Raw genomic sequence first — 11,715 nt, forward strand, 5'->3', positions numbered from 1 at the left:
TCCTATAATTCTGATGATGCCGCTTCGCCTTAATTTGGCAGATAAGGACAGACGAGTTAATTTCAATTTTAAACAAAGATTGGAGGAAGGAAGACACCGTCACATTAAGGAATGGACGGATGAAAACCTTTCTCCAAATTTGGTGGTCAAGCGCATCAATACTATAGGTAAAAAATGCGCAGGATTTTAAAGCGATTTTGAACACCCTACCTTTCGGGGCTTTCTGCATGGCAGATACCAAATACAAAATTAATGATTATTTCTTTAATTTCAATACCGTTTTCTCTTTTTTTTCTTTTCTGCTTATACAACTACATATTTTTCCACTCTACATTTTGTTTTTTCCATGAACCATCTCTTCAGTAATGGGATGTAGTTAAAGGCAATTACTCAGCACATGTCTTCTTGTCTAAAAACATGTTCTTTATGTCTAAGCGGACGGTGTCTTCTTGTCTGCCATGCAAATATCGTACAAAGAGTAAAAAGCTGTTACAAAATAAAAATTGATTTTAGAGTTCCGGTTTGCTATTTTTACGGTGTTTTGCTGTGCAAACAGCACCCGAGCTTAACAATAGCGCCACTTTTATCATGCAATAGTGCCACTATTAGAGTGTAAAAGTGGCGCTATTGCATGATAAAAGTGGCGCTATTGTAGTGTAAAAGTGGCGCTATTGTAGTGTAAAAGTGGCGCTATTGCAGCAAAAAACGGCTCTTTTGCGAGTCTGATTTCATAACATTTCTCCAGAAAATCGCATAACACACTGTGTATGAGCATATTGTCTCCAAACGCTCAAAACTCAAGAATTTCGCACCAAAGATTTTGTTGTGCGTTCAACTCATAGTATTGAGCATCAGAAATGCAAATATTGTGTCGGACGACAAGGGTTTTATCCTTTCAATGCTCGCATAGCGTTAAGCACAGCCAGTACCGTTACGCCTACATCCGCAAACACTGCCATCCACATTGTGCCGAGGCCGACAGTGGCGAGAAGCAGGATGACGACTTTCACACCAATGGCAAACCATACGTTCTGCTTTGCTATGGCAATGGTGCGTCGGGCAATCTCCACGGCTGTGGCTATCTTCGAGGGATGGTCGTCCATGAGCACTACGTCGGCAGCTTCTATGGCAGCATCACTACCCAGACCGCCCATGGCAATGCCCACATCGGCACGCTTCAGCACGGGAGCGTCGTTGATGCCGTCACCGACAAACGCCAATGTCTTGCCTTCCGGCTTGTCCGCAATGAGACGCTCCATGCAGTCCACCTTGTCAGCCGGCAACAGCTCTGCATGACATTCGTCGATGCCCAGCTCTTCTGCCACCTTAGCGCCTACTTCCTTTCGGTCGCCTGTCAACATGACAGTACGGCAGATTCCCAGGCCGCGCAACTTAGATATTGCTTCCGCACTATCCTCCTTCACCACGTCGTTTATGACCACATGTCCGGCATACACTCCGTCTACAGCCACGTGCACTATTGTGCCCGTACGATGACAGTTATGCCATTCAGCTCCAATGTCTTCCATCATCTTGGAGTTGCCAACAGCCACAAGTCTGCCACCGATTCTTGCCTTCACGCCACGTCCGGCAATCTCCTCCACGTCCGTCACATGACAGCCGTCGGTTGCCTCTTTGGGAAAAGCGTCACGTAAGGCAGCACCGATGGGATGAGTGGAATAATGCTCCACGTGTGCTGCAAGATGCAGTATCTCGTTGGCATCGAAATGGTCAGGATGGACGGCTTCCACGGCGAACACGCCTTTCGTAAGCGTACCTGTCTTGTCGAACACCACGGTTCCGAGATTAGCCAAGGTGTCCATATAGTTGCTTCCTTTTATGAGGATGCCCTTGCGTGAAGCTCCTCCCAATCCTCCGAAGAATGTCAGCGGCACACTTATGACAAGGGCGCATGGGCATGAGACAACGAGGAAGATAAGGGCACGATGAAGCCATACGGAGAAGCTCTCAAGATAACCTGTGGAAGCGAAGAACGGGGGGATGAAAGCCAAGAGCAAAGCCGTCGCCACCACTATAGGCGTATAAATGCGTGCAAACTTAGTGATGAACGATTCGCTTCTCGACTTGTTCTTGTCTGCGCTCTCCACCAAGCGGATAATCTTCGACACTGTGCTCTCACCGAAAGTCTTTGACGTACGCACTCGGAGAACTCCACTAAGATTGATGCATCCCGAGGCAATATCCTCGCCTATCGTCACCTCACGCGGCATGCTCTCGCCTGTCAATGCAATGGTGTTTAGCGACGACGTGCCTTCAATTACCTGTCCGTCAAGCGGAATCTTCTCGCCCGGCTTCACCACTATGGTCTCGCCGATGGTCACTTCCTCCGGCGACACGCTCTTCACAGTTCCGTCACGCTCCACGTTGGCATAGTCAGGACGGATGTTCATGAGGTGCGAAATGCTGTCACGGCTCCTGCCTTCGGCATATCCTTCAAAGAGTTCGCCAACCTGGAAGAACAACATAACGAACACAGCCTCAGGAAATTCCGTCTCTGCCCCTGGCAGAAAACCTATACACAATGCACCGATAGTGGCTATGGACATAAGGAAGTCCTCATTGAGCATATCTCCCTTGAATATTCCTTCCAGCGCCTCCTTCAATGTGCCGTGTCCGATAAGAAGATACGGCACCAGATAAACGAGGAGCATCTGCCATGTAGGCAGGTCGCAGGTTTTCTCTATAAATACAGCGCCAGCCAGAAGCAATGCCGTAAGGCATATTACGGTTATCCTGTTTTTCATCCCGCCATGCTCATGGTGGTGTTCATGCTGATGTTCATGCTCATGGTGATGATGAGTATGCTTTCTTGTTTCGTCTTTCATAATTATGTTTTTATTATGGTTCTTTTTACAGGTGCAAAAGTATAAAATGTCGGTCGCAACTTGGTTGCATTCCGCCTTGTGGCTGATTATATGTCGGTAAAACGACAAAAATACGTAACTTTGCACTAACATATCATATTATAAAGGAAATGACAAGACAGATAGACATACATAAGATAACTGAACGCTCGGGCAACTTGCCTGCCTCTCTCGTGGCAGAAAGGCTGAACGACCTTCTTCTCTCACATGACTCATTGGTGGTCACGGCTCCACCCGGTGCGGGCAAGTCGACTCTCCTACCCCTTACCATGCTGGCAGGCGGCGTCAGTGAAGGCAAGATACTGATGCTCGAACCGCGAAGAGTGGCAGCTCGCCACATTGCCTCACGCATGTCTGACATACTGGAAGAGAATGTCGGCGGAACAGTCGGCTATCGTGTAAGATTTGAGAACCGTGTCTCTTCCGACACTCAGATTGAGGTATTGACGGAAGGCATTCTCACGCGTATGGTGGTCAGCGACCCTACGCTTGACGGTATAGGCGTCGTTGTCTTCGACGAGTTTCATGAGCGCAGCATCAATTCCGACCTTGCGCTTGCCCTTGTCCGTCAGGTGCAAAGCGTGTTACGTCCAGACCTTAAGATAGTTGTGATGTCGGCAACGATAGACGCTGAAAAGATTTGCGACACCCTTGACGCTCCCCTTGTGGAATGCGAGGGACGCATGTTTCCTGTGACTATCCGCTATGCGCAGGACGACATCGAACCACGTGACGCGGCAAGGACCACGTGTCAGGCTGTCATTGAGGCATACAAAAAGGAGGAGGGTGACATTCTGGCATTCCTGCCTGGACAAGGCGAGATAGAAAGGTGTCGTGAGATTTTGTCCGCTTCACAGTCGTTGGAGGGCGCTACGGTGGTGCCGCTTTACGGCAATCTCTCGCCATCCGAGCAGCAGCGTGCCATCGCTCCGTCAAAGGAAGGCGAGCGAAAGGTGGTGCTTGCTACGCCTATTGCCGAAACATCGCTCACCATTGAGGGCGTAAGGACGGTTGTGGACACAGGCCTGTATCGCAAGCCGGTCTTCAATCCGCGCACCGGTCTTACCCATCTGGAGGTGACAACGGTAAGCCGCGACATGGCGGAGCAACGCGCAGGTCGTGCAGGACGTGTGGCTGAAGGAACATGTATGCGTCTTTGGACAAAGGCTGCAGAGACACACATGGAGGAGCATAGACATGCGGAGATAGAGGACGCCGACCTTGCTCCTATGCTTCTCAGCATTGCCTCGTTCGGCGAAACTGACATAATGAGCATGCCTTGGCTGACGCTTCCGCCAAGACGTAACGTGGCTAACGCACATGCGCTGCTGGTTATGCTGGGTGCCATAACGGACGACGGGGTTGTCACGCCGACAGGAAAGCGCATGGCTGCCCTACCCTGCCATCCACGTATAGCGAGGATGATTCTTGGTGCAGGTTCGGATAAGATGCGTGCGCTTGCCTGCGACATTGCGGCATTGCTGGAGGAGAAAGACCCGATGGCCGATTCGGGCAGCTCTGACATGGCGTTAAGAATCTCCGTATTGCGTCGCATGCGGAAGAACGGCAAGCCGGGAGGATGGACTCGCATATCGAAGATTGCTGCAGAATACAGAAGGATGGTTCGTGTGGATGAGGACAATACGGACGTTGTGCCATCCGAGGTGGGACAGCTCGTATGCTTCGCCTATCCCGAACGCATAGCAATGGCTATCGACAAGATAGGAACGTATCGTCTTTCGAACGGAAAAGAGGTGCGTATAGACGGTAAGGATGACATTACGGCTCACGAATGGATTGTTGTGGCGTCAATGTATGATGGGGCAGGGACAACGGGACGCGTGTTTTTGGCAGCGCCGATAGATAAAGAAGACATAGATGAGAGTATGCTCATACGTCGTGACAATGTGTCGTGGGATTCGCGACAGGGACGACTGGTGGCGCAACGCGAATGGCGTGTCGGCAAGCTGACGCTCAACAGCCAACCCATCCAGGACATCGACGAGGAACAGGCTGTGGACATTGTATGCGAGGCCATGAAGAAGGACGGGCTGAGCATGTTGGATTGGAGCGACGATGATGTGGCACGTCTGCAAAGGCGCGTGGCGCAAGTGGCGCAATGGCATCCCGAACTGATGTTGCCGGACGTATCAACCGAGCATCTTATGCAGACGGCAGCAGAATGGTTGCCTCTTTATCTGCGTGAGGGCGGCAAGCTGCGCACTTCTTCAGCCGAACTTAAGAAGCTGAATCTGAGCGAGATGATATGGAACATCATCCCATACGAACAGCAGAAAGAGATTGACGAGATTGCTCCGACGCACATTCAGGTGCCTACGGGCAGCAAGATACGCATCGACTACCGTCAGGGTGCCGAGGTTCCTGTCCTTAGCGTGCGCCTTCAGGAATGCTTTGGCATGGACTCCACGCCATGCGTTGACCGTGGACGACGTCCGCTTCTTATGGAACTTCTCTCACCGGGATTCAAGCCAGTGCAGCTGACCAGCGACCTTGCAAGCTTCTGGCAGAACGCCTACTTTGAGGTAAGGAGCGAACTGAGACGCCGCTACCCGAAGCATTACTGGCCGGACAATCCGCTTGAAGCAGAGGCTGTCAGAGGCGTAAAGCGAAAGCAGTAAGATGAAGAACCAATGAAGAAAATGCAGAAACGATAAAGATGCAGCGCCGTTAAGCCACAATCTGTCAATGAAAACAATCGGGCTTGCGTAGCTGCGTCTTGCCGTTCTTACCACGTTTCTTCATCTGCTCCTTCAGAGCGCATCCGCTACAGCCGTAACATCCCGAACGGCTGCTTCGGAACGCCAGCCTTACACGATAGACTACATACGCGATGGCGACGATTATCACGGCAGCCACAATGATATACTGTATGATTTCTTGCATATATGTTAAGCTTTTAATCTTTATTATATAAAAGGCAAAGGCGGACAACCAAGTAGTGTTTTTCACTAATGGTCGTCCGCCTCTTTAAGTTATGATATTCTTCTCGCTATTAGTAAGCGAAGAGAGGATATGACTTCATAGTCTCGTTCACTCTCTTGCGAACGCTTGCGATAACCTCCTCGTTCTCAGGATCGTTGAGAACCTCCTCGATGAGCTCTGCAATGAGAACCATAAGGTCTTCCTTAGCACCACGTGTGGTGATGGCAGGAGTTCCGAGACGGATACCTGATGTCTGGAAAGCGCTACGTGTATCGAACGGCACCATGTTCTTGTTGACGGTGATGTCAGCAGCAACGAGAGCGTTCTCAGCCACCTTACCTGTGAGGTCAGGATACTTATCGCGAAGGTCGACGAGCATAGAGTGGTTGTCTGTGCCACCGCTTACGATGGTGAAGCCACGCTTAATAAGCTCCTCAGCCAGAACGCTGGCGTTCTTCTTAACCTGCAATGCCCACTCCTTAAACTCAGGCTGCAATGCCTCCTTGAAAGCAACAGCCTTGGCAGCGATGACGTGCTCCAACGGACCACCCTGCTGACCGGGGAATACGGCAGAATTGAGCAGCTGGCTCATCATCTTCGTAACACCCTTCGGTGTCTTGAGACCCCAAGGATTCTCAAAGTCCTTACCCATGAGGATGATACCACCACGCGGACCGCGAAGAGTCTTGTGGGTTGTAGATGTGACGATATGTGCGTATTTTACTGGATTGTCGAGAAGTCCGGCTGCGATAAGACCTGCGGGGTGAGCCATGTCAATCATAAGGAGAGCTCCCACCTTGTCAGCTATTTCGCGCATACGCTTGTAATCCCACTCACGGCTGTATGCAGAACCACCACCGATGATGAGCTTCGGCTTGTGCTCGATGGCAAGGCGCTCCATCTCGTCATAATCCACGCGACCAGTCTCCTTGTTGAGGTCGTAGCCTACGGGATTGTAGAGGATACCTGATGTGTTAACGGCAGAACCGTGTGAGAGGTGACCACCGTGTGCGAGGTTCAGACCCATGAAGGTATCGCCCGGCTTCAGCACTGCGAGAAGCACTGCTGCGTTGGCCTGTGCACCAGAGTGAGGCTGCACGTTGGCATATTCTGCTCCGAAGAGTTTCTTTACACGTTCAATGGCCAATGTCTCCACCTGATCTACCACCTGGCAACCGCCATAATAACGCTTGCCGGGATATCCCTCAGCGTACTTGTTGGTGAGATATGATCCCATTGCTTCCATTACCTCGTCGCTGACGAAGTTCTCAGATGCGATAAGCTCGATGCCTTTAAGCTGACGTTGATGTTCTTTCTCAATCAAGTCGAAAATCTCTTGGTCTCTTTTCATAATTAACTTGTTAGTTGTTTTGGGTTAGTGTTTTTATTGTTACGTTTATACTAATTCAACTTTGTCGATGTACTGTTCCTTGTCGCAGTAGTGACACTTCAGGATGCCACGCTTCTTGTCTACGACGTTGAAAACGGTGCTCATCGGCTCATTGTTGGTTATGCACTTAGGGTTGTTGCAACGTACGATGCCACGAAGCTCGTCCGGAGTTTCCACTGTCTTCTTCTCCACCACCTCGTAGTCCTTGATGACGTTGAGCACCACGTTGGGCGCCACAACTGATAAGCGTGAAATCTCCTCGTCCGTAAAGAACTTGTCCGACACCTTGATGATGCCCTTCTTGCCGATTTTCTTTGAGGGATAGTTATATCCGATGGTTACGGGATTCTCCAGTTTCTGCAGTTCCAGGAGGTTCGCCACCTCGTAAGTCTTCTCTGCTGGTATATGGTCGATAACGGTGCCGTTCTTGATGGCGGCCACCTGACGTTCTGTCTTGTTTGTGTTCATAGCTTTCTTATAAGATTATTGTCTTGTCGTTCTTTACGTCGTCAAGGCTGATGCCGAGGACATAGCAGAAGATTGCCTCTCTTGCAAAGAGTCCGTTGCCAGCCTGCTGTATGTAGTATGCGTGTGAGCTTTCGTCCACGTCGTAAGCAATCTCGTTCACTCTTGGCAGAGGATGGAGCACTTTCATATTAGGCTTTGCCTTTGCCAGCATGTCGCGCTTAAGGATATACACGTTCTTTACGCGCTCATATTCCATGAGGTCAGAGAAGCGTTCCTTCTGCACGCGGGTCATATATAATATGTCAGCATTGGCGATGACGTCCTCATTGAATTCGGTATGCTCCTCAAACTTGATGTTATGCTCCCTGCAGTATATCTTATACTCCTCAGGCATGGCAAGCTCCTTAGGTGCTATGAAATGGAATGTCGGGTTGAAGTGGCGCATTGCCGTGATGAGCGAATGCACTGTACGTCCGTACTTCAGGTCGCCGACAAGGTAGATGTTAAGGTTTTCCAGTGTGCCCTGAGTCTTGTATATAGAGTAAAGGTCGAGCAGACACTGTGATGGATGCATGTGTGCGCCGTCGCCGGCGTTAACGATAGGAACCGGAGCAACCTCACTGGCGTATTGTGCAGCGCCTTCCACAAAGTGGCGCATTACGATGACGTCAGCATAGTTTGACACCATGAGCACTGTATCCTTGAGCGTCTCACCCTTTACCACACTTGAGGCTTTCGCATCCGAAAAACCTATTACGCGTGCGCCAAGACGATTGGCTGCAGTTTCGAAACTTAGTCGTGTACGGGTGGAGGGTTCGAAGAAAAGCGTCGCCACTACTTTTCCTTTCAGCAGTTCTCGGTTAGGATGTTTTTCGAACTCTTGCGCCATCTCAAGGAGATACATCAATTTTTCCTTGGGAAGGTCTGCGATTGTTACAAAATCGTGTCTCATCATTTATTTAGAGTTAATGGTTGTTTCCTAATTCGCTTGCTAAGGTAATCATATTTTTTCACATAGAATGCAACTGAAATGCAATATTTAATCTTTTCACGTTTTTTTGATAATACAACGACAAGCTTACGGCATGATATTCTGAATTTCTCTTGTTTTTTACTGTATAAGGCTTGTAATTCGGGATTTTTCTCTAATTTTGCACAATTAAGTCATTGATGAACATTACTCATGAGAAAGAAATTCGTACATTTCCTTTGGGGGTTACTGGGCACCGTGCTCAGCGTTTGCGTATTTGCGTTCGTTGCCATTTGGAACGGATGGATAGGTTATATGCCTCCCGTGGAAGACTTGCAGAATCCCATCAACCGCTTTGCCACGCAGATTTATTCGTCTGACGGCAAGGTTATAGGCACATGGAACTTTAACCGCGAAAACCGCATCTGCGTGCAATACTCCAACCTCTCGCCTTACCTTGTAAAGGCATTGGTGGCTACGGAGGACGCTCGCTTCTACGAACATTCAGGCATCGACTTTATCGCTCTTGGACGCGCAATCGTGAAGCGCGGACTTATGGGACAGGCAAGCGCAGGCGGCGGATCGACCATTACGCAGCAGCTTGCCAAGCAGCTCTATTCGGAGACAGCAAGCAGCACGTTGCAGCGCGTATTGCAGAAACCCATTGAATGGATGATAGCCGTGAAGCTGGAGCGCAACTATACTAAGGAGGAAATCATAGCACTATACCTTAATTATTTTGATTTCCTTCATAATGCGGTGGGCATAAAGACAGCCGCTAATACATATTTTAAGAAGGAACCGAAGAATCTGACGGCTTGCGAGGCTGCCACGCTCATAGGTCTGTGTAAGAATCCGTCTTTGTTTAATCCTGTACGTTATCCCGAGAGATGCACGGAGCGACGCAACGTCGTGCTCGACCAGATGCGAAAGGCGGGATACATAACAGAATCGGAATACCACGAGTTCACCAACGAACCTCTTGTTCTTAATTTCCACCGTACAGACCACAAGGACGGCACAGCTCCGTACTTGCGTGAGTTCCTGCGTATATATATGTCAGCGGAACGTCCTGACAGAGCCAAGTATCCGTCATGGAACAAGCGACAGTACGTCATCGACTCCATTGCGTGGGAGACTGATCCGCTATACGGATGGTGTAACAAGAACTTCAAGAAGGACGGCACACCATACAATCTTAACGCCGACGGCCTGAAAGTATATACAACCATCGACTCGCGTATGCAGCGATACGCAGAGGAGTCGGTATATAATCATGTTGCACGATTCCTCCAGCCCGAGTTCTTCAAGGAGAAGCGAGGAAAAGCCAATGCGCCTTTCTCATCGGCTCTGACAAAGAAGCAGGTCAATCAGATTATGGAACGTGCCGTTTTGCAGAGCGAGCGTTATCGTGCTCTGAAGGCAGCAGGAGCTTCTGACGAGGAAATCCACAAGTCGTTCCATACGCCTACGGACATGTCGCTCTTCACATACCACGGCGACCTTGACACTACGATGACACCTATTGACAGCATACGTTATGTCAAGTCTTTCCTCCGCGCCGGATTTATGAGTATGGATCCGAAGACGGGCGAGGTGAAGGCATACGTAGGAGGCCTCGACTATACGCACTTTATGTACGATATGGTTATGGGCGGACGCCGTCAGGTGGGATCCACCATCAAGCCCTTCCTCTACAGTCTTGCTATGGAGAACGGCTTCTCTCCGTGCGATCTTGCCCCTAACGCGCAGCGTACATATATGGTGGCAGGTCGTCCCTGGACTCCACGCAACGCCAATCACAGACGTGCTGGCGAGATGGTGACGCTGAAGTGGGGTCTGGCACAGTCGAGCAACTGGGTTTCGGCTTATCTTATGAGCAAGCTAAATCCGCAGCAGTTCGTGCAGCTGCTCCACGATTACGGCATAAACAATCCCGACATCCATGCTTCCATGTCGTTATGCCTTGGTCCGTGCGAGGTGTCGGTGGCTGAGATGGTTAGCGCATACACGACGTTCGTCAATAACGGCATCCGCACCGCTCCGCTCTTCGTGAGCAGAATAGAGGACAACGAGGGCAATGTCATCACAGCCTTCCAGCCACGCATGAACGAGGTGATAAGTGCAGAAAGCGCATACAAGATGATTGTGCTGCTAAAGGGTGTCGTCGACGGAGGTACGGCAGGCCGTCTGCGCTATAAATATAACTTTACTGGCGAGATTGGCGGAAAGACAGGTACAACGAACCGCAACTCCGACGCATGGTTTATGGGCTTCACACCGCAGCTCGTCAGCGGCTGCTGGGTAGGCGGCGAGGACCGTGACATTCACTTCGACTCTATGCGTATGGGTCAGGGTGCGACGATGGCGCTGCCTATATGGGCTTACTTTATGAAGAAGGTATATAGGGACAAGAGCCTGCCTTACGACCCCAACGCCGTATTCGACCTTCCGGAAGGCTACGATCCTTGCAAGAACGACACCGAATACAACACGGGGTACGACATCGACGAGGTGTACGAGTAGGAAGAAAACGGAAGAATAAGGTTTAGAAAAAGCGTACAAAAATTTGGCGCTTTTAAAAAATTTATATACCTTTGCATCGCGTTTGAGTAAAACGACAATGGTTTGGCCGATATGGCTCAGTTGGTAGAGCAACGCATTCGTAATGCGTGGGTCCCCGGTTCGAGTCCGGGTATCGGCTCAAAACATGCCAAAGCATTATTCGCTTAACGCGGTAATAGCTCAGTTGGCAGAGCACTAGCTTCCCAAGCTGGGGGTCGCGGGTTCGAACCCCGTTTACCGCTCACAATCATAAAAAGCTGTAAATAATTCAACAAATAAGTCAAGGAGGTTCGTTATTCGAGCCTCCTTTTTTTGTATCCAAGATTAAATATCCTATCAATTCTCAATCAACCCGACTCCTCTTCTCGGCTCAGTGGAAATTTAGTGGGGATAAGCATAAATCTTTGCAAGTCGATACAGAAAAAACTTTTCATCAACGATGCCCCTTAGTGATGCTCTGAAAGCTTTGATTTTTGCATTAAAGGATTCAGCTG

General features: G+C 49.7%; 8 protein-coding genes, 2 tRNA genes and 1 pseudogene. 5 read left to right on the forward strand and 6 right to left on the reverse strand.

Annotated features, from left to right (window positions below):
• On the forward strand, nucleotides 1–190 hold a 190-nt coding region (locus tag CHL74_RS16030; RefSeq protein ID WP_217901456.1), incomplete at its 5' end, for a hypothetical protein.
• Between the two features lie 697 nt (nucleotides 191–887).
• Here CHL74_RS16030 and CHL74_RS13920 read toward each other — a convergent pair.
• Nucleotides 888–2,765, reverse strand: a complete 1,878-nt coding sequence (locus CHL74_RS13920; protein WP_094881806.1) for a heavy metal translocating P-type ATPase — start codon at nucleotides 2,763–2,765, stop codon at nucleotides 888–890.
• Nucleotides 2,766–2,995: 230 nt separating this feature from the next.
• Here CHL74_RS13920 and hrpB point away from each other — a divergent pair, with 230 nt between their 5' ends.
• Nucleotides 2,996–5,524, forward strand: coding sequence for an ATP-dependent helicase HrpB (gene hrpB / locus CHL74_RS13925; RefSeq protein ID WP_094881807.1), 2,529 nt, complete (start codon nucleotides 2,996–2,998; stop codon nucleotides 5,522–5,524).
• 64 nt (nucleotides 5,525–5,588) lie between these two features.
• On the opposite strand, the gene CHL74_RS13930 is transcribed toward hrpB, so the two are convergent.
• The 4 genes from CHL74_RS13930 to pyrB all read right to left on the reverse strand — a co-directional run bounded on the left by CHL74_RS13930 (nucleotide 5,589) and on the right by pyrB (nucleotide 8,641).
• Entirely contained in the window at nucleotides 5,589–5,789 is a 201-nt protein-coding gene (locus tag CHL74_RS13930) for a FeoB-associated Cys-rich membrane protein (protein ID WP_254923326.1), read from the reverse strand.
• Nucleotides 5,790–5,898: 109 nt separating this feature from the next.
• On the reverse strand, nucleotides 5,899–7,179 hold the full coding sequence (gene glyA / locus CHL74_RS13935) for a serine hydroxymethyltransferase (RefSeq protein ID WP_094881808.1): 1,281 nt from the start codon (nucleotides 7,177–7,179) through the stop codon (nucleotides 5,899–5,901).
• Between the two features lie 45 nt (nucleotides 7,180–7,224).
• A complete protein-coding gene (pyrI, locus tag CHL74_RS13940) occupies nucleotides 7,225–7,686 on the reverse strand; it encodes an aspartate carbamoyltransferase regulatory subunit (protein ID WP_094881809.1) in 462 nt (153 codons plus the stop codon).
• Between the two features lie 7 nt (nucleotides 7,687–7,693).
• Nucleotides 7,694–8,641 carry an aspartate carbamoyltransferase gene (gene pyrB, locus CHL74_RS13945; RefSeq protein ID WP_094881810.1) on the reverse strand — a complete coding sequence of 316 codons (948 nt, stop codon included), beginning with the start codon at nucleotides 8,639–8,641 and terminating at the stop codon, nucleotides 7,694–7,696.
• Nucleotides 8,642–8,869: 228 nt separating this feature from the next.
• On the opposite strand from pyrB, the gene CHL74_RS13950 reads away from it, so the two are divergent.
• The 3 genes from CHL74_RS13950 (at nucleotide 8,870) to CHL74_RS13960 (ending at nucleotide 11,463) form a co-directional block, all read left to right on the forward strand.
• Nucleotides 8,870–11,182, forward strand: coding sequence for a transglycosylase domain-containing protein (locus CHL74_RS13950; protein WP_094881811.1), 2,313 nt, complete (start codon nucleotides 8,870–8,872; stop codon nucleotides 11,180–11,182).
• Nucleotides 11,183–11,287: 105 nt separating this feature from the next.
• Nucleotides 11,288–11,360, forward strand: a tRNA-Thr gene (locus CHL74_RS13955).
• Nucleotides 11,361–11,390: 30 nt separating this feature from the next.
• Nucleotides 11,391–11,463: transfer RNA gene (locus tag CHL74_RS13960), tRNA-Gly, on the forward strand.
• Between the two features lie 139 nt (nucleotides 11,464–11,602).
• On the opposite strand, the pseudogene CHL74_RS16430 reads toward CHL74_RS13960, so the two are convergent.
• Nucleotides 11,603–11,715 (reverse strand): annotated as a pseudogene (locus tag CHL74_RS16430) (ISAon1 family transposase); the annotation flags it as partial.

This window comes from Prevotella sp. 885 (assembly GCF_002265625.1).
Classification (GTDB): Bacteria; Bacteroidota; Bacteroidia; order Bacteroidales; family Bacteroidaceae; genus Prevotella.

What these genes read in the sequence shown, in the direction of transcription:
- CHL74_RS13920 (WP_094881806.1), bottom strand. Translation starts at nt 2,765, where the DNA reads ATGAAAAACAGGATAACCGTAATATGCCTTACGGCATTGCTTCTGGCT.
- hrpB (WP_094881807.1), top strand. Translation starts at nt 2,996, where the DNA reads ATGACAAGACAGATAGACATACATAAGATAACTGAACGCTCGGGCAAC.
- CHL74_RS13930 (WP_254923326.1), bottom strand. Translation starts at nt 5,789, where the DNA reads ATGCAAGAAATCATACAGTATATCATTGTGGCTGCCGTGATAATCGTC.
- glyA (WP_094881808.1), bottom strand. Translation starts at nt 7,179, where the DNA reads ATGAAAAGAGACCAAGAGATTTTCGACTTGATTGAGAAAGAACATCAA.
- pyrI (WP_094881809.1), bottom strand. Translation starts at nt 7,686, where the DNA reads ATGAACACAAACAAGACAGAACGTCAGGTGGCCGCCATCAAGAACGGC.
- pyrB (WP_094881810.1), bottom strand. Translation starts at nt 8,641, where the DNA reads ATGATGAGACACGATTTTGTAACAATCGCAGACCTTCCCAAGGAAAAA.
- CHL74_RS13950 (WP_094881811.1), top strand. Translation starts at nt 8,870, where the DNA reads ATGAGAAAGAAATTCGTACATTTCCTTTGGGGGTTACTGGGCACCGTG.